The sequence below is a fragment of the Micromonospora sp. WMMA1996 genome (assembly GCF_002573675.1).
GTDB classification, from domain to species: Bacteria; Actinomycetota; Actinomycetes; order Mycobacteriales; family Micromonosporaceae; genus Micromonospora; species Micromonospora sediminicola.
Genome location: NZ_PDHU01000001.1, coordinates 1,406,367 through 1,429,030, shown reverse-complemented (window position 1 = coordinate 1,429,030; position 22,664 = coordinate 1,406,367). Strand labels below are relative to the sequence as shown.

General features: G+C 73.2%; 28 protein-coding genes. 16 read left to right on the top strand and 12 right to left on the bottom strand.

The features are described from left to right. Window positions 1-206 precede the first annotated feature (206 nt). The 5 genes from COO58_RS07020 (at window position 207) to COO58_RS07000 (ending at window position 4,595) form a co-directional block, all read left to right on the top strand. Window positions 207-467 carry a hypothetical protein gene (locus COO58_RS07020; protein WP_091567565.1) on the top strand — a complete coding sequence of 87 codons (261 nt, stop codon included), beginning with the start codon at window positions 207-209 and terminating at the stop codon, window positions 465-467. 55 nt (window positions 468-522) lie between these two features. Continuing rightward, window positions 523-1,899 carry an MFS transporter gene (locus tag COO58_RS07015; protein ID WP_091567561.1) on the top strand — a complete coding sequence of 459 codons (1,377 nt, stop codon included), beginning with the start codon at window positions 523-525 and terminating at the stop codon, window positions 1,897-1,899. A 1,023-nt stretch (window positions 1,900-2,922) separates the two neighbouring features. Beyond that, window positions 2,923-3,702: an SDR family oxidoreductase gene (locus COO58_RS07010; protein WP_091567558.1), complete on the top strand. Its 780-nt coding sequence runs from the start codon at window positions 2,923-2,925 to the stop codon at window positions 3,700-3,702. 36 nt (window positions 3,703-3,738) lie between these two features. After that, a complete protein-coding gene (locus COO58_RS07005) occupies window positions 3,739-3,936 on the top strand; it encodes a hypothetical protein (RefSeq protein WP_098744242.1) in 198 nt (65 codons plus the stop codon). A gap of 110 nt (window positions 3,937-4,046) precedes the next feature. Next, a complete protein-coding gene (locus COO58_RS07000) occupies window positions 4,047-4,595 on the top strand; it encodes a YbaK/EbsC family protein (RefSeq protein WP_098744240.1) in 549 nt (182 codons plus the stop codon). A 36-nt stretch (window positions 4,596-4,631) separates the two neighbouring features. Here COO58_RS07000 and COO58_RS06995 read toward each other — a convergent pair whose 3' ends face one another. From COO58_RS06995 to COO58_RS06980, 4 genes are all read right to left on the bottom strand, one after another. Then, window positions 4,632-5,264, bottom strand: a complete 633-nt coding sequence (locus tag COO58_RS06995; RefSeq protein WP_098744239.1) for a DsbA family protein — start codon at window positions 5,262-5,264, stop codon at window positions 4,632-4,634. A gap of 20 nt (window positions 5,265-5,284) precedes the next feature. Then, on the bottom strand, window positions 5,285-5,710 hold the full coding sequence (locus COO58_RS06990; RefSeq protein ID WP_091567545.1) for a SufE family protein: 426 nt from the start codon (window positions 5,708-5,710) through the stop codon (window positions 5,285-5,287). Window positions 5,711-5,804: 94 nt separating this feature from the next. Next, a complete protein-coding gene (locus COO58_RS06985) occupies window positions 5,805-6,224 on the bottom strand; it encodes a CBS domain-containing protein (protein WP_098744237.1) in 420 nt (139 codons plus the stop codon). A 57-nt stretch (window positions 6,225-6,281) separates the two neighbouring features. Beyond that, entirely contained in the window at window positions 6,282-8,051 is a 1,770-nt protein-coding gene (locus tag COO58_RS06980; protein WP_098744236.1) for a proline--tRNA ligase, read from the bottom strand. Between the two features lie 84 nt (window positions 8,052-8,135). Between COO58_RS06980 and COO58_RS06975 the strand changes: the two genes are divergently transcribed. After that, complete coding sequence (locus COO58_RS06975) at window positions 8,136-8,510, top strand: VOC family protein (protein ID WP_091566251.1); 375 nt, start codon at window positions 8,136-8,138, stop codon at window positions 8,508-8,510. Window positions 8,511-8,567: 57 nt separating this feature from the next. On the opposite strand, the gene COO58_RS06970 is transcribed toward COO58_RS06975, so the two are convergent. Genes COO58_RS06970 through COO58_RS06955 form a run of 4 tightly spaced genes read right to left on the bottom strand, consistent with a single transcriptional unit; the run spans window position 8,568 to window position 10,835 of the window. Continuing rightward, window positions 8,568-9,332, bottom strand: coding sequence for an ABC transporter permease (locus COO58_RS06970; protein WP_098744234.1), 765 nt, complete (start codon window positions 9,330-9,332; stop codon window positions 8,568-8,570). Continuing rightward, complete coding sequence (locus COO58_RS06965) at window positions 9,329-10,108, bottom strand: ABC transporter ATP-binding protein (protein WP_091566243.1); 780 nt, start codon at window positions 10,106-10,108, stop codon at window positions 9,329-9,331. Before COO58_RS06965 ends, COO58_RS06970 begins: the two co-directional genes overlap by 4 nt. Continuing rightward, window positions 10,105-10,485 carry a DUF1048 domain-containing protein gene (locus COO58_RS06960; protein ID WP_091566239.1) on the bottom strand — a complete coding sequence of 127 codons (381 nt, stop codon included), beginning with the start codon at window positions 10,483-10,485 and terminating at the stop codon, window positions 10,105-10,107. Before COO58_RS06960 ends, COO58_RS06965 begins: the two co-directional genes overlap by 4 nt. Before the next feature lie 2 nt (window positions 10,486-10,487). Then, a complete protein-coding gene (locus COO58_RS06955) occupies window positions 10,488-10,835 on the bottom strand; it encodes a PadR family transcriptional regulator (protein ID WP_091566235.1) in 348 nt (115 codons plus the stop codon). Window positions 10,836-10,942: 107 nt separating this feature from the next. Here COO58_RS06955 and COO58_RS06950 point away from each other — a divergent pair, with 107 nt between their 5' ends. Beyond that, window positions 10,943-11,716 (top strand): class I SAM-dependent methyltransferase, encoded by a 774-nt coding sequence (locus COO58_RS06950; protein ID WP_098744233.1) that lies wholly within the window; start codon window positions 10,943-10,945, stop codon window positions 11,714-11,716. Here COO58_RS06950 and COO58_RS06945 read toward each other — a convergent pair. Together COO58_RS06945 and COO58_RS06940 are read right to left on the bottom strand one after the other, a co-directional pair. Continuing rightward, complete coding sequence (locus COO58_RS06945) at window positions 11,691-11,885, bottom strand: DUF397 domain-containing protein (RefSeq protein WP_255292538.1); 195 nt, start codon at window positions 11,883-11,885, stop codon at window positions 11,691-11,693. The genes COO58_RS06950 and COO58_RS06945 overlap by 26 nt on opposite strands. Continuing rightward, window positions 11,876-12,679 carry a helix-turn-helix transcriptional regulator gene (locus COO58_RS06940; protein ID WP_098744230.1) on the bottom strand — a complete coding sequence of 268 codons (804 nt, stop codon included), beginning with the start codon at window positions 12,677-12,679 and terminating at the stop codon, window positions 11,876-11,878. Before COO58_RS06940 ends, COO58_RS06945 begins: the two co-directional genes overlap by 10 nt. A gap of 95 nt (window positions 12,680-12,774) precedes the next feature. Between COO58_RS06940 and COO58_RS06935 the strand changes: the two genes are divergently transcribed. The 6 genes from COO58_RS06935 to COO58_RS06910 all read left to right on the top strand — a co-directional run bounded on the left by COO58_RS06935 (window position 12,775) and on the right by COO58_RS06910 (window position 17,264). Next, complete coding sequence (locus COO58_RS06935; protein ID WP_098744228.1) at window positions 12,775-13,095, top strand: hypothetical protein; 321 nt, start codon at window positions 12,775-12,777, stop codon at window positions 13,093-13,095. 85 nt (window positions 13,096-13,180) lie between these two features. Further along, window positions 13,181-13,738 (top strand): putative immunity protein, encoded by a 558-nt coding sequence (locus tag COO58_RS06930; RefSeq protein WP_176558760.1) that lies wholly within the window; start codon window positions 13,181-13,183, stop codon window positions 13,736-13,738. Next, window positions 13,735-14,250: a putative immunity protein gene (locus COO58_RS06925; RefSeq protein WP_098744227.1), complete on the top strand. Its 516-nt coding sequence runs from the start codon at window positions 13,735-13,737 to the stop codon at window positions 14,248-14,250. Before COO58_RS06930 ends, COO58_RS06925 begins: the two co-directional genes overlap by 4 nt. Before the next feature lie 118 nt (window positions 14,251-14,368). After that, the gene (locus COO58_RS06920; protein WP_091566213.1) at window positions 14,369-14,899 is read left to right on the top strand and encodes a SigE family RNA polymerase sigma factor; all 531 of its coding nucleotides are present in this window, start codon (window positions 14,369-14,371) and stop codon (window positions 14,897-14,899) included. Further along, a complete protein-coding gene (locus COO58_RS06915) occupies window positions 14,896-16,080 on the top strand; it encodes a hypothetical protein (RefSeq protein WP_098744225.1) in 1,185 nt (394 codons plus the stop codon). The genes COO58_RS06920 and COO58_RS06915 overlap by 4 nt, the downstream gene beginning before the upstream one ends. Before the next feature lie 176 nt (window positions 16,081-16,256). Then, a complete protein-coding gene (locus COO58_RS06910; protein ID WP_245666102.1) occupies window positions 16,257-17,264 on the top strand; it encodes a hypothetical protein in 1,008 nt (335 codons plus the stop codon). Between the two features lie 53 nt (window positions 17,265-17,317). On the opposite strand, the gene COO58_RS06905 is transcribed toward COO58_RS06910, so the two are convergent. Together COO58_RS06905 and COO58_RS06900 are read right to left on the bottom strand one after the other, a co-directional pair. After that, window positions 17,318-18,721: a PQQ-like beta-propeller repeat protein gene (locus COO58_RS06905; RefSeq protein ID WP_098744224.1), complete on the bottom strand. Its 1,404-nt coding sequence runs from the start codon at window positions 18,719-18,721 to the stop codon at window positions 17,318-17,320. Window positions 18,722-18,740: 19 nt separating this feature from the next. Beyond that, the gene (locus COO58_RS06900) at window positions 18,741-20,225 is read right to left on the bottom strand and encodes a hypothetical protein (protein ID WP_091566202.1); all 1,485 of its coding nucleotides are present in this window, start codon (window positions 20,223-20,225) and stop codon (window positions 18,741-18,743) included. Between the two features lie 255 nt (window positions 20,226-20,480). Here COO58_RS06900 and COO58_RS06895 point away from each other — a divergent pair, with 255 nt between their 5' ends. From COO58_RS06895 to COO58_RS06885, 3 genes are read left to right on the top strand one after another with little or no spacing between them, the layout of a single operon-like run. Next, on the top strand, window positions 20,481-21,251 hold the full coding sequence (locus COO58_RS06895; protein ID WP_098744222.1) for an SGNH/GDSL hydrolase family protein: 771 nt from the start codon (window positions 20,481-20,483) through the stop codon (window positions 21,249-21,251). Between the two features lie 3 nt (window positions 21,252-21,254). Then, a complete protein-coding gene (locus COO58_RS06890) occupies window positions 21,255-21,701 on the top strand; it encodes a hypothetical protein (RefSeq protein WP_098744221.1) in 447 nt (148 codons plus the stop codon). A gap of 40 nt (window positions 21,702-21,741) precedes the next feature. Beyond that, a complete protein-coding gene (locus COO58_RS06885; protein WP_098744219.1) occupies window positions 21,742-22,644 on the top strand; it encodes a sulfurtransferase in 903 nt (300 codons plus the stop codon). Window positions 22,645-22,664 lie beyond the last annotated feature (20 nt).

The window sequence follows — 22,664 nt, the reverse complement described above, 5'->3', positions numbered from 1 at the left end:
CGTCCGGTACGGCGGCCGGCGACAGCAGGAGACCGGCGAACCCGTACGCCATGTCGCCTCCCGGTCTCGTCCCGGCGGCCCGACTTCCCGGCGCGGCGTCCGTTATGCCCCTCCGGTGGGGGAAGTTTCCCTGCTGCCCGGGGCATGGACGCCGGGGGCGGTGGAATGCCGGTCGGGTCGATGCCGTCGCAACCGGGGAGGCAGGGATGAGCACGCTGACACGACACCTGAGCGGATCGCGGGAGATGGTCCGGGCCTACTGCCGCCGGGTGGAGGTTCCGCTGCTGGGCGAGGTGGCCGTGCCTCCGCCGGACAAGCTGGCCTACTACGCGGGCATCGGTGTGCTGGCCGCGTTGCAGGTCATCGAGTGGCCGCTCGCGTTGGTGATCACGGCCGGCCACGTGCTGGCCGACCAGCACTTCTCCGGGCTGGTGAAGGGCGTGGGCGAGGCGCTGGAGACCGCCTGACGAGACCGGGCACACAGTTGACCTCAACCGGGGTTGAGGTCCCAGGCTGGTGCCCATGACGACCGCCACCGCCGCACCGGCAAGCGACCCGCTCGACCTGTGGTCGCCGCGCCTGCGGGCCATGACCGTGGGCATCGTCGCCCTGGTGTCGCTGCTCGCGTTCGAGGCTCTCGCGGTGGGCACCGCCATGCCGACGGTGGCGCGCAGCCTGGACGGGCTCGGCCTGTACGCGCTGGCGTTCGGCGGTCCGTTCGCCTCCGGCGTGGTGGCGATGGTCGTCTCCGGCATCTGGTGCGACGCGCGCGGGCCACGCCCGGCGATGTGGCACGGGGTGGCCTGGTTCGTGGCCGGGCTGGCGGTGGCGGGCGCCGCCACGACCATGGGGACGCTCGTCGCCGGGCGGGTCGTGCAGGGCTTCGGCTCCGGGCTGCTCTCCGTGGCGCTCTACGTGATCGTCGGGCAGGCGTACCCGGAGGGGTTGCGGCGGCGGATCTTCGCGGCCTTCGCGGCGGCCTGGGTGGTGCCGTCCCTGGTCGGGCCGGCGGTGGCCGGGCTGATCGTCGAGCACCTGGGCTGGCGCTGGGTGTTCCTCGCGGTGCCGGCGATCGCGGTGCCGGCGGTGCTGCTGGTCCAGCCGGGCCTGCGCGCACTGGCCGCACGGGTGCCGACCAGGCCGCCGACCGGCGCGCTGGCGCGGATCGGCTGGGCCTGCGGGGCGGGGGCGAGCGCCGCACTGCTGCACCACGGGGGGCAGCAGCGCGGCGTGCTCGCGGCCGGCCTGGTCGGGGCGGCGCTGGCCGGGCTGCTCGTTTCCGTGCCGCGCCTGCTGCCGGCGGGCTTCCTGCGGGCGGCGCGTGGACTGCCGACGGTGATCGGACTGCGCGGGTTGGCCTCGGCGGCGTTCGCCGGCGCGGAGGTGGTGATCCCGCTGATGCTCTCCCGCGAGCGCGGGTTCTCGCCCACCGGGGCCGGTTTGGTGCTGACCGTCGGCGCGCTCTCCTGGTCGGTGGGTTCGTGGATCCAGGGCCGGATCCCCGCACCCCGCTCGGCGGCGAGCCTGCCGCGGGCCGGCCTGGCCTGCATCGCCGTCGGCACGGCCGGCGTCACACTGGCCCTGCTGCCGGGGGTGCCGGTCGCGCCGGCGGTGCTCGCCTGGTCGGTCGCCGGACTCGGCATGGGCCTGCTGTATCCCTCGCTGTCCGTGCTCACGCTGGAGTTGTCCGCCCCAGCCGAGCAGGGCCGGAACAGTTCGGCGCTGCAACTGGGGGACTCGCTGGCCGCGGCCACCGTGCTGGCGCTGACCGGCGCGGTGCTGGCCGCCGGCTCGTCGCCCGGCCCGGCGAGCTACGCGAGCACGCTGGCCGTCGCGGCCGGCTGCGGACTGCTCGGCCTGCTGCTCGCTGGCCGGGTCGTCCCCCGCACGGCCGCCTGACCGCCCCGCCCGTGCGGCTTCCCGCCCCCGCCCGGTTCCGACCCTGCCCGGTTCCGACCCTGCCGTCTCCGGGCTCTGAACCTGCCGTGCCCAGGGTTCCGGCCCTGCCGTGCCCAGGGTTCCGGCCCTGCCGTGCCCAGGGTTCCGGCCCTGCCGTGCCCGGGGTTCCCGGGCCCGCCGACTCCCGGTTCGGACTGCCCGGAACCCGAAAGGTGGCCCACCCTTTCCGCCGGTCCGGCGCGGACACGCTCCGTGACGCCCCGACGAACGCCATCCACCTGTAGGCGTTATACCGCTGCGTCATATTTATGACCCAGTGGTATATCCCTTCTCCGAGGAACCACGCTCCGCTCCGGTGATCAAGGAGTGTGCGTCAGATGCCGGGCCTCGCTTGACGGAAACTCCTTGGTCAACCGGGGGAGGGTCCGGGGGATTGAGGCGGCCGGTGAGGCGGGCGCCGTGCGGACCGATCCGGGCCAGGGTGGTCGTCGGGTGGCGCAGGATCGGGTGGGAGGTACCGGTTGCCCGGACCGGGCGGCGGTGGTCCGTCGGGCTGTCACGATCAGGGACGCCGCCTCGTCCCATCGCCGGGTCGGAGTGGATCGGCCACGGACGGCCAGCCCGTCACGCGGCGTCAACGGCTACGTGGAGCACGGGCGTGAACGTGTTCCGCGGAGCGTGGGTCGGCTACGTGGAGCACGGGCGTGAACGTGTTCCGCGGAGCGTGGGTCAGCTGCGCGGCGCGCGGGCGTGAACGTGTTCCGCGCAGCGTGGTTGGGCTGCGCGGAGCGTGGCTGGGCTGCGCGGCGCGCGGGCGTGAACGGTTGTGCGAAGCGTGGCGGGTTGGCGGCGCGCGGGCGTGAACGGTTGTGCGAAGCGTGGGCGGGTTGCGCGGCGCGCGGGCGTGAACGCGCTGCGTGGGGCGCGGGGCGGGGACAGCGTTGCGTGAGGCGTGGACAGGGTTAGCGGCGCGTGGACGGAAAGCGCGCGGGCGTGTGTGGACCAGGGCGAGAAGGAGTGGCGATGCGGGTGCTGGTGACCGGGGCGACCGGACGGCTCGGGCAGGTGGCGGTGCCGCGACTGCGGGACGAGGGTTTCCTCGTCCGGGCGGTGAGCCGCCGGCCGCGTGACGGCGCCGGCGTCGAGTGGGTGACCGCCGACCTCGGCACCGGCGCGGGGCTCGCGGAGGCGGTCGACGGGATGGATGCCGTGCTGCACCTGGCCTCGTCGCCGAACCGGCGTACCCACGAGATCGACGTGCTCGGCACCCGCCGCCTGACCGTGGCCGCCGGGCACGCGGGGGTGCGCCACCTGGTGTACGTCTCGATCGTCGGCGTGGACCGGGTGCCGCTCGGCTACTACCGGCACAAGCTCGCGGCCGAGCAGGTAGTGGCCGCCGGCCCGGTGCCGTGGAGCGTGCTGCGGGCGACGCAGTTCCCCGGGTTCCTGGCGGACCTGCTGCGCGGCGCGAGCCGGCTCGGCCCGGTGCTCGGGGACCCGGCCGTGCTCGCCCAGCCGGTCGATCCCGGCGAGGTCGCGGACCGACTCGCGGTGCTGCTGCTCGCCGGACCGTCCCACCGCACCGAGGACTTCGGTGGGCCGGAGGTGCTCCGCTTCGACGAGGCGGCCCGGGCCTGGCTGGCCGCGCGCGGATCGCGTCGTCCGTTGGTTCCGCTGCGGATTCCCGGGCGGCTCGGCCGGGAACTGCGTGCCGGCGGCCTCACCACGTCCGCCACTCCGACCGGTGTCCGGACCTGGGCCGATCATCTCGCCGACACGTACGGGGGAACCGGCGGAAGGTGAGACCTGGTCGGTTCCGGACCGACCTACCGTGACCGCATGCTGGTCTTCGTCGCCACCGTGGTGCTCTACGTCTTCGGCTTCGTCTTTCTCTACGGCGTGATCCGGATCGGCGTCCGGCACGGGATCGAGGACGCCGAGGCGAACCGACCCGAGGTGCTGCGCCGGCGGCAGCTCGGCGCCACCGAGAACCGCGACTTCGCCCAGGAGAACGCGTTCCTCACCAACCCCAACTGAGGCGCGGGGCGGGGCCCCCTGGCTCATCGGATCCGGGAGCGGACGGGGTCCCGCTCACCAGGCGGGCCGACGAGCGGATGGCCGGCGCGGGTGCGAGGATCGCAACCGTGATGGGGACGTTGAAGACCGAGCCGGCCCGGGCGCGGCTGGACCTGCTGGCTCCTCCGGTCGCCGCGGCGGTGGAGCGGTGGCCGGACGAGGCTCCGGTGAACGTGGACGAGGTGCTGGTCGCCCCGATCGACGCCGAGCTGGCCGACACGGCGGCCTTCTGCGAGGCGTACGAGGTGGGGTTGGAGGAGTCGGCCAACTGCGTGGTGGTCGCCGGCAAGCGGGGCGGCGAGACGCGCTACGCGGCGTGCATCGTGCTCGCGACCACCCGGGCGGACGTCAACGGCGTGGTGCGCCGGCTGCTCGACGTCCGCAAGGCGAGCTTCGCGCCGATGGCCGAGGCGGTGGAGCTGACCGGGATGGAGTACGGCGGGATCACGCCGATCGGGCTGCCCGAGGAGTGGCCGATCCTGGTCGACTCGCGGGTGATCGCCACGCCCCACGTGATCATCGGGTCGGGCGTTCGGCACAGCAAGATCGCCCTGCCCGGGCCGGCGCTCGGCGCGCTGCCCGGGGCGAGGGTGGTGGAGGACCTGGCCAGGCCGGCCTAGGGCCTCATCCGCATCGATCTTGTTCCACGTGAAACATCAGCCGGCCGCTTCGCGCTGCGCCACCTCACGCAGCGCGGCGAGCAGCGTTTCCGGTTCCTGGGCGCCGGTCACCGCGTACTTCCCGGCGAGCACGAAGGTCGGCACGCTGGAGACGCCGAGCTGGTGTGCGTTGCTCAGGTCGGCGGCGACGTCGCGGCGGCCGAGGTTGGACTCGAGGTAACGCCGGGCCTCGGTCTCGTCCAGGCCGACCTCGCCGGCCAGCGTGACCAGCGTGTCGACCGACCCGACGTCCAGGCCGTCGAGGAAGTGCGCCCGGTAGAGCCGCTCGACCGTCTCGGCGGCGCGGCCGTGCTCGGTGGCGAAGCGGACCAGCCGGTGCGCGTCGAACGTGTTCGCCGCGATCGCGCGGTCGAACCGCAGATCGAGGCCGGCGCCGGCGGCGACCTTGGAGACGTGGGCGGCCATGCCCTCGGCCTTGTCCCGGCCGCCGAACTTGTCAGCCAGTGCGTCGAGCAGCGGCGTCGGCTCGGTGACCGGCGTCGGGTCGAGCTGGAACGGCCGGTACCGGACGGTCACCTCGCCGTCGTACGACTCCAGGGCCTCTTCGAGCCGGCGCTTGCCGATCCAGCACCACGGGCAGACGACGTCGGCGTAGATCTCGATGTCCATGACCAGCGACAACCCGCCGGTCAGGAGATCTGTTCCCGCACCTGGCGCTTGAGCCGGGCCAGGATGGCGGTGCCGCCGCGGACGCGGAGCGGGCTGATCGCCTGGGCCAGCCCCATCCGTTGGTAGAGGTCGTCCGGGACGGCCAGCACCTCCTCGGCGCTCGCCCCGGCCAGCCCTTCGGCGAGGATGCCGGCGAAGGCGCGCGTGGTGGGCGCCTCCGGCGGGCAGTCGAAGAGCGTGCTCACCGTCTTGTCCGCGTTGACCTCGGCGCGCAGGAAGAACGCCGTCTGGCACTCGGGGACCTGCTCCAGCTCGGCCCGGTCCACGCCCTCGGGCAGGGGCGGGATCACGTCGGCGAACTCCAGCAGCATCTCCAGCACGACGTCACGCGGTGCGGCGGCGAACTCGTCGACGATCTCGGCCAGCTTGGTCGGCATCTCGGGCATGGGTCGAGGCTATCCGCCGCGTCGGGCGCGAGCGGGTGGGGTGTTAAGAGGGGGCCCCTCCTCTACCGGAGGCGTTAAGAAGGGGCCCCTCCTTTCACAGGTTCGGGGCTGCTTCGCTGATGTCGCTGAGCGCCGACCGGGGGTCGAGCTGCATGGCCAGGTCGCCGAGGGAGACGATGCCGACCAGCTTCCGGTCGCTGTCACAGACCAGCACCCGCCGGATGTTGCGCTCGCGCATCAGCGCCGCCGCCTCGTTCGCCGTGCAGTGCTGCTCGATCATGACGACCTCACGGGTGATGATCGACCCGATCGTGGTGGTGCCCGGGTCGGCGCGCTCGGCCACCGCCCGCACCACGATGTCCCGGTCGGTCAGCATGCCCGCGAGGGTGGCCCCGTCGGTCACCACCACGTCGCCGATGTCCGACTCCTTCATCACCCGGGCCGCCTCGTCCAGCGGGGTTTCCGCCGGCAGGTAGACCACCTGTCTGGTCATCACATCACTGACGCGGTACATGAGAGCCTCCGAAAAACGCCTCGGTCGATCCTTCTGCGGTACCCGGTGGCGCGTTCGCTACACCCGGTCGCGGCGCGTCGCGCCAACCTCGTCGCGCAGCCGCTCGACGAGTCCCTCCACCGGCAGCTCGGTCCGCTCGCCGGTGGCCCGGTCGCGCAGCTCGACGTACCCGTCGGCGAGGCGGCGGCCGACCACGACGGCGCGGGGGATGCCGATCAGCTCGGCGTCGGTGAACTTCACCCCGGCGGAGACGTGGGTGCGGTCGTCGACCAGCACCCGCAGGCCGGCGGCGGCCAACCGCCCGCCGAGGTCGAGCGCCGCGTCGAGCTGCGGCCCCTTCCCGGCGGCCACCAGGTGTACGTCGCAGGGCGCGACCTGGGCCGGCCAGACCAGCCCCCGGTCGTCGTGGTGCTGCTCGGCCACGGCGGCGACCGCCCGGGACACCCCGATGCCGTAGCAGCACATGGTCGGCCGGACCGGCTTGCCCTCGGGCCCGAGCACGTCGACGGCGAAGGCGTCGGTGAACCGCCGGCCGAGCTGGAAGATGTGCCCCACCTCGATGCCCCGCCGCGTGGTCAGCTCACCGTCCGGGCAGGCCGGGCAGGGGTCACCCGGGCGTACCTCGGCCGCTTCGATCGTGCCGTCGGGGACGAAGTCCCGCCCGCACACCACGTCGGTGGCGTGCCGCCCCGGCTCGTTGGCCCCGGTCAGCCAGGTGGAGCCGGTCACCACCCGGGGGTCGACCAGGTAGCGGATGCCGTGCTTGGCCAGGATCTGCGGCCCGAGGTAGCCACGGACCAGCTCCGGGTGCGCGGACCAGTCGTCGAAGACCGCCACGGTGGCCGGGTGCAGCACCGCCTCGACCCGCTTCAGGTCGACGTCGCGGTCCCCGGGGAGGCCGACGACCAGCAGTTCGGTCTCTTCGGCGCCGGGCCGGCGGACGGTCAGCACCACGTTCTTCAACGTGTCGGCGGCGGTCCAGTCGCTGCGGCCGCCGAGCGCGCGGGTGTTCGCCAGGTCGACCAGGGACGCGATGGTCGGCGTCTCCGGGGTGTCGTGCACCTCCGCGGCGCGGTGCGCGTCCGGGTCGCCGGCCGCCGGGACACGGGTCACCACGGCCTCGGTGTTGGCCGCGTAGTCGCAGGCCGTGCAGCCGACGTAGGTGTCCTCACCGACCGGCGTGGCGGCCAGGAACTCCTCGGACGCGGAGCCGCCCATCGCCCCGGACGTCGCGGCCACCACCGTGACGTCCAGCCCGAGCCGGGCGAAGACGCGCTGGTAGGCCTCCCGGTGCCGGTCGTAGGCCGCCTGGAGCCCGACGGGGTCCAGGTCGAAGGAGTAGGCGTCCTTCATCAGGAACTCGCGCCCGCGCAGCACGCCGGCCCGGGGCCGGGCCTCGTCCCGGAACTTCGTCTGAATCTGGAACAGCGTCACCGGGAAGTCCCGGTAGGAGGTGAACAGGTCCTTCACCAGCAGCGCGGCCATCTCCTCGTGGGTCGGCGCGAGCAGGTGCTCGGCGCCCTTGCGGTCGGCGAGCGTGAAGAGCAGGTCCCCGTACTCCGTCCAGCGGCCGCTGGTGCGGTACGGCTCGGCCGGGAGTAGCGCCGGGAAGTGCACCTCCTGGTCACCGATCGCGGTCATCTCGTCCCGGACGATCGCGGTGATCCGGTCCAGCACCAGCTTGCCCAGCGGCAGCCAGGTGTAGCCGCCGGGCGCGGCCCGACGCACGTAGCCGGCGCGGAGCAGCAGCCGGTGGCTCGGCACCTCGGCGTCGGCCGGGTCCTCGCGCAGGGTCCGGAGCAGCAGGGTCGACATGCGCAGCAGCATTGGCGCAGCGTACGACCACGGTCATCGGTCGGCGATCCCTTTCCGGTTCCGGTGACCGTCGTACCGCCCAGGTAGGAAGGCCACATGGAACAGCGACCTCGCTTCTCGTTGACCACCACGGTGCTCGACGCACCGTCCGCCCAGGACCTCGCCGCCTTCTACGAGCGGCTGCTCGGTTGGCCCCGACGCGAGGACGAGCCGGAATGGGTAGTCCTCGTCCCGCCGGGCGGTGGCGCCGGCCTCGCGTTCCAGGACGAGCCGGCATACGTGCGTCCGGTGTGGCCGGCCGGGCCGGGTGACCCGCCGATGATGCTGCACCTGGACATCAAGGTCGACGACCTCGACGCGGCGTCGGCGTACGCGGTGTCGCTCGGCGCGACCGTGCCCGACTTCCAGCCGCAGGACGACGTACGCGTGCACCTCGATCCGGCCGGGCACCCGTTCTGCCTCTACCTCTGAGCGGTGACGGGTGCGGCGCCGCATCCACGGATGCGGCGCTGCCTCCCGTACGACTGGTCAGCTGACCTTTTTCCGGTAGATCGCGGTCGCGGCGGCGTAGGCGGCGACGAGCAGGCCGGCGCACCAGGCGAGGGCGATCCAGATGTCGTTGCCGGCGGGCTGCTCCGCGAACAGCGCGCGGAGGGTGTTCACGATCGACGTCACCGGCTGGTTCTCGGCGAACCACGCGACCGGGCCGGGCATCGAGTCGGTGGGGACGAACGCCGAGCTGATGAACGGCAGGAAGATCAGCGGGTAGCTGAACGCGCTCGCGCCGTCGACGGTCTTGGCGGACAGGCCCGCGATCACGGCGATCCAGGTGAGGGCGAGGGTGAACAGGATCAGGATGCCCGCGACGGCGAGCCAGTCGGCCACGGACGCCCCGGTGCGGAACCCCATGGCCAGCGCGACGCCGGTGACGATCACCAGCGAGGCCAGGTTGGCCACGAGCGAGGTCAGGACGTGCGCCCACAGCACGGAGGGTCGGGGGATCGGCATCGACTGGAAGCGCTCGAAGATGCCGCCCTGCATGTCCAGGAACAGCCGGTACGCCGTGTAGGCGATGCCGGAGGCGATCGTGATGAGGAGGATGCCCGGCAGCATGTAGTTGATGTAGGAACCGCCGGAGCCGATGTCTATGGCACCGCCCAGCACGTACACGAAGAGCAGCATCAGCGCGACGGGGGTGACCGCCGTGGTGATGATGGTGTCCGGGCTGCGCAGGATGTGCCGCAGGGAGCGGCCGGTGAGGGTTCCGGTGTCACTGAGGACGTGGGTGGTCATCGGGATTCCCCTCCGCTGTGGCCGACGAGGGCGAGGAAGACGTCCTCGAGGGTCGGCTGCTTCTCGACGTATTCGACCCGGGCGCTCGGAATGAGCTGCTTCAGCTCGGTGAGCGTGCCGTTCTGGATGATCGTGCCCTCGTGCAGGATCGCGATCCGGTCGGCGAGGTGTTCGGCCTCGTCCAGGTACTGGGTGGTCAGCAGGATGGTGGTGCCGTCCTCGGCGAGCTGCCGCACGGTCCGCCAGACCTCGATGCGGGCCTGCGGGTCGAGGCCGGTGGTCGGCTCGTCGAGGAACACGACCGGCGGGTTGCCGACGAGGCTCATCGCGATGTCGAGTCGCCGGCGCATGCCGCCCGAGTACGTCCCCGCCCGGCGGTTCCCGGCGTCGGTGAGCGAGAAGCGGGCGAGCATGTCGTCGGCGACCGCACCGGGGTTCTTCAGGTGGCGGAGCTTCGCGACCAGGACCAGGTTCTCCCGGCCGGTGAGCACCTCGTCGACGGCGGCGAACTGGCCGGTCAGGCTGATCGACTCACGGACCTCGCGCGGTGCCGAGGCGACGTCGAAGCCGTGCACGGTCGCGGTGCCGCCGTCCGCCTTGAGCAGCGTCGAGAGGATCCGTACCAGCGTGGTCTTCCCGGCGCCGTTCGAGCCGAGCAGGGCGAAGATGCTCCCCGCCGCCACGTCGAAGTCGACGCCCCGCAGCACGTGCAGGTCCTTGTAGGACTTGGTGACGCCCCGCACGCTGATCGCGGGTTCGCGCGTTCCGGTGGTCATGCGTCCTTCTCCTCGCTGGTGTCGCCGGCGGCGGCGTCGATCGCCGTCCGGAGGCGCTCGCGCTCCTTGTCGATCCACTGCCGGCCGGAGTACGCCCGCAGGAACGTCTCGGCGAACTCGACCGGGTCGTCGCCGACGATCGCGCGGACCGGCGTGCCGTCGGCCGCCGCGCGCTCCCAGAGGTCGACGAAGTCGCCGAGCATCGTGATGAGCGTGTTCCCGTCGACGATCCCGCCCTGGTACATGAAGTACCGCTGGAGGGCCTTGGCCGCGCCGCGGTACGGCTCCGGCAGGGCCTCCATGCGGGCCATGTGCTGCTTGTACTGCTTCTTCTGGTCGAGCGATCCGACGAGCGTCTCGATCCACTTCGCGGCCATGGTCATGCTCCTTCGTCGTGTGCGTTGTCGGTGTGGCGAAGTTGCTCGATGCGCTCCGTGAGGACGCTCCACGTCCCCCAGAACTCGGCGAGTTGCTCCCGCCCCTTCGCGTTGAGCGAGTAGACCTTCCGCGGGGGCCCCTTCTCGGAGGGAACCTTCTCCACGTCCACGAAGCCGCGTTGCTCGACGCGGACGAGCAGCGCGTAGATCGTGCCTTCCGCGATGTCCGAGAATCCGCGGTCGCGCAGCCACGCGGTGATCTCGTAGCCGTACGCGGACCGGCGGGCCAGGATCGCCAGGACGATGCCTTCGAGAGTGCCCTTGAGCATCTCGGTCATCTGGTTGCCCACGTCGTCATCCCCTCGCTACCAAGTGACGCTGACTACCAGTAAAAAGTAACACTAGGTACCAGTAGATAGCAACGCTGAATACCGAGGTTCTGTCCTACCGTCGACGGGTGACCACCACACCGTCGGCTCGCGCCGTGAGCCAGTACGCGACGACGACCGACAACCTCACCGCGCGCATCGCGCTGCACGCGTACGGGACGAACCCGCAGGACTGGTTCTCCTGGCTCGGCGAGCGGTTGCCGCTGGCCGGGGAGGTGCTGGAGGTGGGCGCCGGCACGGGCGAGCTGTGGCGCCGGGTGGAGCGCCCCGGGGCCGGGCTGCGGCTCACCCTGACCGACTTCTCACCCGCGATGTGCGCCCGGCTGCGCGAGGTGCCCGGGGTCCGGGTGCAGCGCTGCGACGCCACCCGCCTGCCCTACGCCGACGCCGCCTTCGACGCGGTGATCGCCAACCACATGCTCTACCACCTCGACGACCCCGACGCCGCGCTGCGCGAGTTCGCCCGGGTGCTGCGCCCGGGCGGCCGGCTGGCCGTGGCGCTGAACGGTCGCGACCACCTCGCCGAGCTGGACACCCTCGGACCGGCGGTCGGCCGCACCGACGTCGCCGCCGTCTTTCACCAGGACGGCACCACCGCCGAGGAGGCGCCGGCCCGGATCGCCGCCCACCTGGTCGACGTGACGGTCGAGCGCTACCCGGACGAGCTGGCGGTGCCCACCGTCGAGCCGGTCCTCGCCTACCTCGCCAGCATGGTCGGGCGGCTCACCGCCGCGCAGGAGTCGGCCGTCCGGGACCAGGTTCGCGCCCGGATCGAGGCCGAGGGCGCCTTCCGGGTACGCAAGCACACGGTGCTGATCAGCGCGACGCGCGGCCCCCGCTGACCCGGACGAAGGCGCGCCAGGCGGCCGGACTGAAGGTGAGGACGGGACCGGTCGGGTCCTTGCTGTCGCGCACGCCGACCACCCCGACAAGATTGTCCGCCACCTCGACGCAGTCGCCCTGGGTGCCACTGCGGGTGGACTTGCGCCAGGTCGCGCCGGTCAGCTCCACGAGGTCATCACGTCCTTCATCAGCTCGACCGACTGCTGGCGGGGAAGGGCCTCGCTGCGGACGCTCTCCCATCTGGACAGCAGGATAGCCACGTCCTCGTCGTTGTCGACCACCACGCCGCCGAGTTGGTTCTCCAGGTGGCCGACCCATCCGCCGTCCGCTCCCCGCGCGAGCGCGAACGGACCGACGAGGCCGACGTGCACGGTGACGCGGGTCGGCACGATGTGGACGTCGATGTGTGGGCGCTCGGCGCACTCGATCAGGTGCGCGATCTGCTCGGCCATCAACCCGCGGTAGACCTCGTCCGCTCGGCGCAGGACCGACTCCTCGACGACGGCGATGTATTTCGGATGGTCGTGGCTCGACAGGATCGCCTGACGGTCCAGTCTCACTCCGAGCCGCCGCTCGACCTCGTCATCGCTGATCAGATCGTCCGTGCGGATCATGGCGCGGGCGTAGTTCTCGGTCTGGAGCAGCCCGGGCACCAGGGTCGGTTGGTAGGTGCGCAACTGCTGGGCCTGGCGTTCGGCTTCGAGCCAGGGGCGGAACCAGCTCGGCTGGCCGTCCCGCTCGGCGAGCTTGAGCAGCGACGTCAGCAGCCCACCGGTGCCCAGCACCTCGTCGGCCCGCTTGAGGAAGAACCGGTCCAGCGGTCGCTGGCCCAGCTCCACCGCCGACACCTGCGAGTTGGAGAAGTGCACCAGCCTCCCGAACTCCTCCTGGCTCAGTTCGGCCTTGAGTCGCAGCCGCCGCAGTTGCGCGCGGATCAGCTCGGCGGTCGGCTCGTTCTCCACCCGTCCTCCTCGGTCACCCGCCGGTTTCCCGACCCCTCCCCGGGTCGACGCCGACGACTTCCGAGCGTAATGGTGTCCTCAGCAGACTGTCACGCATGATCCTTCCCGTACCTCGGCTCGGGCCGCACCCGGACCGGCCCCGCCCCTACCCGCCGGACCATCCGGCGCACCTGCCGATCCGGCCGCTCTGGCTCTGCCGGGCGTGCGGCGCGCCGTGGCCCTGCGCGCAGGCACGCCTGCTGCTCAAGGTCGAGTACGCCGACCACCCCGTCGACCTGGCCGTCTACCTGTCCGGGCTCTACCACGAGGCCACCCACGACCTGTTCCGGCTCAACCCGCACGACGGGCCCACCCCGCGCGAGCTGTTCGAGCGGTTCGTCGGCTGGGGGCCGTACCGGCGTGGCATCCGGGAATGACCACCGGTTGAGGCTTTCCGGCACCCTCGTGCGTCGAGATCGGCGCGAGGTCTCCACCGACAGTTCAACGATACGATTCAAGGGCATGACCACCGGAGACTTCGCCCTGACCACGGACGAACTGCGCGACGTGACCCGCTACGTGGCCCGGCACGCGGAAGACGTCCTGCCGGTCTACGAACGGGCCGTTCCCGGGGACCCGCGTCCCCGCGCGGCGATCGAGGCCGCCCGCGCGTTCGTCGACGGCGCCGACCGGACCAATCGGCAACGGGCCACCTCCGTCGACGCGCACCGGGCCGCCCGGTCCGCGCCGTCCGAGGCCGCGCGCCTGGCCGCCCGGTGCGCGGGGGACGCCGCGTCGGCCGCGTACCTGCACCCCATCGCCCGGGCCACCCAGGTCGGCCACATCCTGCGCGCCGCCGCGAGCGCCGCACGGATCGGCGAGTTGGCGGCGGGCGACGACCCGGCGGTCGGCGAGGCGCTCCTGGAGCGGTCCCGGCGGTGGGCCACGCCGACGCTCGTCGACGTGCTCCGCCGGTACCCGCCCACGACCGGTGGCGGCAGCCGGGTCGCCCGGCTGATGAACGCCCTGGACACGGTGCTGCGGGGCACGCGGTCCACCGGATCGGAGCGCCGGTCGTGATCCTCCCGAAGGTGCGGGACCCCCGCTTCACCACCATCCGTCGGGGCGGGTCCCTCACCGACGCCGACCATCACCTCCTCGCCCTGTGGGCCGCCGTGTGCGCGGAGCACGTGCTCCCCCTCTTCGAGGCGGCGCAACCCGAGGACCCGCGTCCCCGCGAGGCGATCGAGCGGGTCCGAGCCTGGACGCGGGGCGAGGCCACGATGACGTCCTCGCGGACGGCGGGCGGGCACGCGATGGGCGCGGCCCGGCACCTGCGCGGGGCCGCCCGGCACGCCGCGTACGCCGCCGGCCAGGCCGCGGTCGTCGCCCACGTCGCCGCACACGAACTCGGCGCGGCCGCGTACGCGATCAAGGCGGTGCGGGCGGCGGCGCCGGTGGACCGCAGCGTGGCGGAGGGGCGGGCCGAGTGCCGGTGGCAACGCGACCGGTTGCCGGCGGCGATCCGTGCCCTCGTCCTGGACGACCAGCGGTTGCGCAACGACATCTGCTGGTCCGTGTTCGACTGCTGACCGCGGCCGAAGGATCGTGGAAAAGACGACCGGCCGGACCGGCAACCATCGCGCGGCGGGGTGACGTCTGGAAGGGCATCCCCACTGACGCACCACCTGACCCCAAGGATCGGCTCGTGTGGACCCTCTCCTGAGTGAGTTCGACTCGTTCGTGCGAACCCGCACCCCCGCACTGCTGCGCTCGGCCTACCTGTTGACCGGCGACCAGCACCTGGCCGAGGACCTCGTCCAGTCGGCCCTGGCCCGTACCCACCGATCGTGGAGCCGCCTGCACGACAGCGGCAACGCCGAGGCGTACACCCGAAAGATCATGTACCACCTGCAGGTCTCCTGGTGGCGGCGGCGCAAGGTGGCCGAGTCGATGCCGGGCGACCTGCCCGAGCCACGCGGAGGCGACTCGGCCCCCGACCACGCCCAGCAGACCACGCTGCGGCTCACCCTCCGGGCCGCGCTGGCCCGGCTCTCCGCCAAGCAACGGGCGGTGCTGGTGCTGCGCTTCTTCGAGGACCGCACCGAGTCCGAGGCCGCCGACCTGCTCGGCGTGACCGTCGGCACGGTCAAGAGCCAGACCTCGAAGGCCCTCGCCAAGCTGCGCAGCGTCGCCCCGGAACTCGCCGAGCTGTACGTCACGGAAGGAACCGCCCGATGAACCAGGACCGACTGCGCTTCGACCTGGCCGACCTGGCCGAGGAGGTCACCCCGGTCGACCTGCGGGACCGGGCGCTGCGTACCTCGCGCCGGCTCGGCATCCAGCGGGCCGTCGCCACCTCGGCCGCCGCGCTGGTGGTGCTGGCCGCCGCGACCGGTACGGCGCTGGCCATCCGGCCGAACAGCCAGGCACCCGCGCCGGCCGGACCGTCGGTGACCAGCACCGCCCCGCCGGTCGACAGCACGCCCACCCCGTCCGTCGAGCCGTCCCCCACGGCATCGGGCAGCCCGAGCACGGTCACCGGGGGCGGCCCCGCCGGCCCGACCATCGGCAGGATCTTCTACGGCCCGGCGCCCAGCAACGACGAGACGCCCACCGCGTACCTCTGGTCCTTCAAGCCCGGCGTGGAGCCGACGCGGCTGGCGAAGCTCCCCCGGATCTCCGCCCTGTCCAGCGCGGCCGTGTCACCGGACGGCAAGCGGGTCGCCTGGGTCGATCCGGACAACATTCTGCGAGTGGCCGACGTGGACGGTGGCAACGCCCGGAAGCTCACCCCGGGCGGCCACCAGCGGGTCGAAGGGGACTGCTGGACGCCCACCTGGTCCCCGGACTCCCGCCGACTCACGATCGCGGCCGTGCTGCGGACGGATCCGACCCCGGTGTCGGAGAAGGCCGTCCTCGACCTCGCCAGCGGCACGTACACCCCGATCGCCAAGGTAGGGGGCTGTCACCCGTTGTGGTCGGCCGACGGAAAGGTTCTTGCCTACGCGGACGGTGAGGGCCGGGTGGCGGTAAACCGGCCCGACGGCACGGCGGAGAAGCTGGTGCCCGGCGTCGGGGTGAAGGAGGCTCGCCCGTCCTTCGACGTCGCGAGCATTTCCGCGGACGGGACCCGGATGGCGCTGAGGCTGCGGTCGCCGGACGAGCCGTACGGTGACGTGGCCCGGGAACTCGACGCCAACGCCGTGATCGACACCCGGACCGGACGAGAGATCAAACTGCCGCTCGGCGGTCGTACCCTGCGTCAGGCCTGGTTCTCCAGCCAGGGCACGCTGGTGGCCCGGGTCGACGCCGGTGACCACAACGCGCTCGTCCTGATCGGTGCGGACGGCCGGAAGACCGGCGAGATCCGGGAACCGTCGGCGCTCAAGGACCAGCAGATCCTTCAGGTCGTCGACTGACCGGATCGTCACGCGGGGCGGGTCACCGAGAGGTGCCCCGCCCCGCGGCCGTTCACCTCGCGTCTGCCGGACCGGCGGCAAGGTTTTCTTCCACCCGGGCGGCAACCATCCACATCGAAACCTACGTCTGGCAGTGCGTCAGACACCCGCGTCACCGAACCCCCGAGGATTGCATCGTGAACGTCTTCACCACCGCTCGCGGACTGCGTACCGTCGCCGCCCTCGCCGCCGCCGCGTTCGTCGCGGCGGGCGTCAGCGCCTGCGGCGGGACCGGAACCAGACCGTCCGCGCCCACCTCCACGCCGTCGTCCGACGCCACCGTCGCCGTCACCCCGGCCGCCGCCCCCGCCACCTCGTCCACCGCGCTGTCCGGCACCCGCTACTACCTGGCGTTCGGCGAGCGGGCCGCCGAGATCCACGTCGTGCGGGGCGACACGGACCGGGTGAGCACGACCGTGCCGTACGGCGGCGGCGAGTGTGTCCGGAACACGATCACCATCTCGCCGTACGGCGAGCGACTGGCCTGGGTGGAGGGAGCGGCCGGGGCGGAGGCCGGCACGCTCGTGACCGCCCTGGTGGACGGCTCCGGCCGGGCCACGATCGCGAAGCGGTCGCCCTACTCCGGCCGAACCACCTGCCTCGGTGACCAGCCGCTCGTCTGGAACACCAACGACCGGCTCCTGGTGCAGCAGGAGGGCCACCTCGCGCTCCTCGACCTGACCACCCGCCGGCCGGCCGACGGGGACGCCGGGAACGAGACCCTGAAGTGGTGGACCCCGGACGGGCGGAACTGGGCGGCCGTCTCCGAGGGCCGGCCGTACGCGACCAACAACGGTAAGGCCGTGTTCTACCGCTACACCCCGCCGAAGGCCGAGGCGGCGCGCCACGACGGTTGGCGGGTCCGCAGCGTCTCGTCCGACGGCCGGTACGTGGCCGTCGGCTGGATCAACACCGACACGTCCCGCAACGACGGGAGCTTCGCGGTGGTCGACACCACCACCGGCAAGACGGTGGACCTGCCCGGCGACGGTACGGTCCGCAGCATCCTGTTCGCCACCGACGGCACGGTGCTGGTCCGGCGGGACGGCGGCATCACCGTCCTGGACCGCACGTTCCAGCCGGTGGGCACGGTGACCGAGCCGGCCGGGCTGGGCGGGGCGGCGCTGCTGGCCTACGTCCCCTGACCGGAGCCGTCACGCGGGGCGGGTCACCGACGGGTGGCCCGCCCCGCGGCCGTTCACCGCAGGACGGTGATCGCCGCGTCCGCGCTGACGTGCTTCCACGGCACCAGCACCACCGTCCCGTCCCGCTCCAGGACCTTCGCGTCGCTGCCCTCGGTGCCGGCCGACCGGGGCCCCTCGGCGAGCACCGCCGCCTTTCCGGTCGCCGGGTCGATCCGGACCAGCCGCGGCGGGAGGTCCCGGTGGTCGCCGACCTCCCAGGCGAGCACCCCCTGCTCGTCGAGGCGGATCAGCTCCACCTCGCTGTCGGTGTGCCCGGTCGAGACCCAGCGTCGCTCCCCGGTGGCCAGGTCGATCGCCACCACCTGGTTGGCCTGGCGCATCTTGCCCGGCACGTTCGCCGCCTCGGTGGGCAGGTAGAGCGTGCCGGCGTCGGCCAGGTAGGGCCGGACCGCCGGACCCTCCACCGTGTTCGACCGGTTGACCGGCAGGTCGCTGAAGCGCGTACCGCCGACGGGGTTGCCGAACGTGGCCCGCGCCTTCCCGGCGGCGTCGCGCGCGACGAACGTCCGGCCGTCCAGGCCGGGCAGGCTGACCAGCGGGTCGACGCTGAGCACGCCGTCGCTCTGCTGCGCGTCGGGCAACTGCTGCCGCCAGCGCACCGCGCCGGTGGCCGGGTCCAGGCCGAGCAGCGCGCCCCGGACGCCGTCGCAGCGGGCGGTCACCACGGCCTGCGTGCCGGCGGCCTGCGCGTCGGTGACCCGGCAGTCCCGGCCGGGCAGCAGCCGGTCGGCGTCGGTCTGCCAGAGCCGCTTGCCGTCGGCCAGCGAGTAGCCGAGGACGCGCTGGTCGGAACGGACGACCACCTGCCCGCCGGCCACCGACAGGTCCGGCGCGGTGAGCATGCCCCGGCCCTTCAGGCGCTCGGCCGGGAACGTCACCTGCCAGGTCCGGGTGCCGGCGGCGGCGTCGAAGCCGACCAGCGTGTCGCAGGAGTCGGCGGAGCCGAGCGCCACCACGCCGCGCCCCTCGGCCAGCGTCTGGGCGGCGCCGCAGAGCGAGTTGCCCGGCGGTGCCGGCACGCCCCACGCCTGCCCGCCGTCGGTCAGCCGGTAGGCGATGATCCCGTCGGGCTGGGCGCGCGCCACCGCGTCGCCGATCAGCCAGGCGCCGAACATGTCCTGCCCGTCGAACGTCTTCAGGCCGTTGCGCTGCCGCTCGGGGAAGTCGAGCACCCAGGCCGTGCGCAGCTCCCGCCCGTCGTCGTCGCCGCCGACCAGCCGGGACACGCCGTAGGCGGTGCCAGCGGCGACCGCCAGCACGGCGACCAGACCGCCGGCCAGGAGCAGCGCCAGACGCGCGCGCCGCTTCGGCGCCGCGGGCGGCGGACCGGCCGGGCCGGGCCAACCCGCCGGCGGGTACGCGGGCGGCGGCTGCTGGTGCTGGTGCTGGTACGTCATCCGTCGTCTCCGATCCGGCTCAGCGCGCCTGGGCGCGGACGTAGGAGGCCCAACCGGCCTGGAACTCGTCGAGTGACACGCCCAGCACGTCCCGGGCGGCGCGGTCGGTCGGGGTGCCGGCGTAGACGGCGTCGACGAAGCGGAACAGCTTCGCCTCCCCGTACTTCTCGGCCAGGTGGTTCATCGCCGCGTGCCCGAGCCAGTAGTGGAAGCTGACCCGGCCCGGGGCGTCCCACTCGCCGTTGCCCGGCAGCGTGCCGTTCCACCCGTCCCGGACGAGCCGCCGGGCCGCCGCCGTGCGCTCGCTCGCGCCCAGCGGGCGGCCGTGGAAGGCGACGTACTCGGCGAAGCCCTCGACCACCCACTCGTCGAGCCGGTCGAACGCGTCCACCTCGGCCAGGTCGGTCCGGGGGGTCATCAGCGAGTGCGCCACCTCGTGCCGGAAGACCATGCCGGCGTCGTTGCCGCCGCCGCCGGAGCGGGTGAAGTAGTCCTCGCCGGTGTCGACGACCACGCGGGTGCCGCCGATGGTGAACTTCCCGTCCGTGCGCTCGGCCGCCACCATGCCGAGGGAGAACCCCGCCTCGGTGGCCTTCTCCTTGCCGACCCGGTAGAGCGAGGTCAGCTCGTCCTTGCCCTTGGCCAGCGCGAGGACGAAGCCCTTCGGCACCGGGCCGGGCAGCCCGCCGGACCGCCACACGGCGAGGTCGTGGGCGACCGCGGCCTCGGCCGCCGGGGCGTGGCGCTTCGCCTCCGCGGCGCGGGTGGCGTCGGTGATGAGCAGGGCGTGCGGCGTCCGCTCGACGTGGATGTCCCGCCACTTGTCCCACGGGCCGGGGTGGTAGACGGTCTTCGAGCTGCCCCCGGCGGCGGCCGGCGCGCCGGTGACGGCGGTGACCCGGATCGGCGCGTCCCGGCCGGTGCGGACGATCGTCCAGCGGTACCACTCGGTCACCGGGGCCAGGTCGAAGCCGTCGAACTGGTGCACGAAGGAGACGTCGAGCTGGAACGTGACACCCTGGCCGAACGCGTCGCTGGCCCGGCCCTGCTGCTCGACGGTCTCGTAGCGGGCCACCGACAGGGGCAGCTTGCCCAGGTTGCGGAAGAGCTGCGTCTGCCCGGCCACCAGGTCCTTGCGGGCCGGGTCGAACGCGGCCAGGTAGCCGTCCAGGTCCTTGTCGGCCAGCGCCTTCGTGTGCCGGTCGAGCAGGGCGGCCAGCTCGGCGTTGGTGACCGTGACGCCGTTGGCCGCGGCGGCCGCCTTCGGCGCGGCGCCCTCCTCGTCGTCGCCGCGCAGGCCCAGCCCGACGCCGACCAGCGTGCCGGCGCAGACCGCCAGCGCGAGCGCGCCGGCCGCGAGCCCGATCCAGAGCCCTCGGCGGGACTTCGGTGGCGGCGGTGGTGGCTGCGCCCACGGCGGCCCGGGTGCGGGCGGCGGGCCGGCCGGGGGATGAGCGTTGCCGGGCGGTGGCCAACCTGCCGCCGGTGGGTGCCCCTGCGTCATGTGGTTCCTCGCTCGTGCCGTACGCGGGACCGGCCGGGCGGCTCGCCCGACCGGATGACGGCGAACATCATCCCCGGTCCGGCCGACGGATTCTGCCCCGCCCGGACGTGCCGGGGGTTTTGTCCGGTCGGCGGGCTGTCGGGAACAGGACGTCGAGACGTCCGCCACGTCCGGCCCCCAGGGGCGTCGGGACCGGCCCGGACGGTGACAGACTGAGCGACGCGATTCTGCCGGGACGTCTGAGGGGGAGGCGCCGTGCGCTGGCGCAGCTTTGTGGCGGTGGGCGACAGCTTCACCGAGGGCATGGACGACGCGTATCCGGACGGCAGCTACCGGGGCTGGGCCGACCTGGTCGCCACCCGGCTCGCCGCCGAGGCGGGGCCGGACTTCGGCTACGCCAACCTGGCCATCCGGGGCCGACTGTTCCCGAACGTCGTGGCCGAGCAGGTGCCGTCCGCGCTGGCCATGAAACCCGACCTGATCAGCTTCGCGGCCGGCGGCAACGACGTGCTGCGGCGCAACTTCGACCCGGACTCCTTCGTGCCGCGCTTCGACGCGGTGGTCGGGCGGTTGCGCGGCGGCGGCAGCGACGTGGTGCTGTTCCGGTTCGCCGACGTGATGGCCCGGCTGCCCGGCCAGCGGCTGGTGGCGCCCCGGGTGACCCTGCTCAACCGGGTGGTCGGCGAGGTCGCCGAGCGGCACGGCGCGATCCTGGTCGACCTCTACGCCGACGAGGCCTACCTCAACCCGATGCTGTGGAGCACCGACCGGCTGCACCTGTCCGCGGCCGGGCACCGGCGGGTCGCCGCCCAGGTGCTCGACGCGCTCGGCGTCGGCTGCGACGAGGAGTGGCTGATGGTGCCGCCGCACCCGGCGCCCACGCCGTGGCTGGCCGCGCGCGCCGCCGACCTGCGCTGGGCCGGGCAGCACCTGGCCCCGTGGATCCGGCGGCGGCTGACCGGGCGGTCCTCCGGCGACTTCGTCACCGCCAAGCGGCCGGTGCTCGGCCCGGTCGAGGCCGACTGACCGGTGCGCACCGTGCACGCCGCCGACCTGCTGCGGCTCACCCTCGACGACGAGCCCCGCGCCGGGCTCGCGGTCCTGGTCGCCGGCGACCGGGTCGAGGCGGTCGCGTCGCCGGGCGAGCTGACCGACGCGTACCCCGGGGTGCGGGTGCGGCGGTGGTCCGGCACGCTCGGGCCGGCGCTGGTGCACGACGGGCCGCTGCCCGAGGCCCCGACGCCCCGCGAGCGGGTGCACGCGCTGTTCCGCCTCGGCGTCGCCGCGGTGCTCGACCCGCACGTCGCCGACCCGGCGCTGCGGGCCGCCGCGGTCCGCAACGAGGTGGCCGTGCTGCCCGGGGCGCGACCGGCCACGCTGGTGGTCGGCGGCCGGGCCGATCTGGCCGTGTTCGACGCGGATGGTTCGTGCCGGGCCACCGTGGTCGCCGGCCGGCTGGTGCACCGCCGCGCCTGACCGGCGCCGCCGCCCGCTGATCCGGCGTACCTTGGGGATCATGCCTGTGCCGAGTGATCCGCATCCCCGCCTCCAGTCGTACGCCGACCCGCAGCGCCTGGTCACCACGGAGTGGTTGGCCGAGCACCTGGGCGACGAGGGCCTCGTGGTGGTCGAGTCCGACGAGGACGTGCTCCTCTACGACACCGGCCACATCCCCGGCGCCGTCAAGGTCGACTGGCACACCGAACTGAACGACCAGGTCACCCGCGACTATCTGGACGCCGCGAGCTTCGCCGAGCTGTGCGCGGCCAAGGGCATCGGGCGCGACGACACGGTGGTCTTCTACGGCGACAACTTCAACTGGTGGGCCGCGTACGCCCTCTGGGTCTTCTCCCTCTTCGGCCACGCCGACGTGCGGCTGCTCGACGGAGGCCGGCAGAAGTGGACCGCCGAGGGGCGGGAGCTGACCCGGGAGAAGGTGAGCCGGCCGCGTGCCACCTATCCGGTGCCGACGCGCGACGACGCGCCGATCCGGGCCTACCGGGAGCAGGTGATGGCGCACGTGGCGGCCGGTCGGCCGCTGGTCGACGTGCGTTCGCCGGGTGAGTACACCGGCGAGATGCTGCACATGCCCGACTATCCGCAGGAGGGCGCGCTGCGTGGCGGGCACATCCCGGGCGCGGTGAGCAAGCCGTGGAAGTCCGCCGCGAACGACGACGGCACGTTCAAGTCGGCCGACGAGCTGCGCGCGATCTACGCCGACCAGCTCGGGTTGAGCCCGTCCGACGACGTGGTGGCCTACTGCCGGATCGGCGAGCGGTCCAGCCACACCTGGTTTGTGCTGCACCACCTGCTCGGTTTCCCGCAGGTGCGCAACTACGACGGCTCCTGGACCGAGTGGGGCAACCTGGTCCGGGCACCCGTGGTCAAGGGCGACCAGCCCGGCGGCCTGACCCGCTGAGCGTCCCGGCCGGCCCTCGT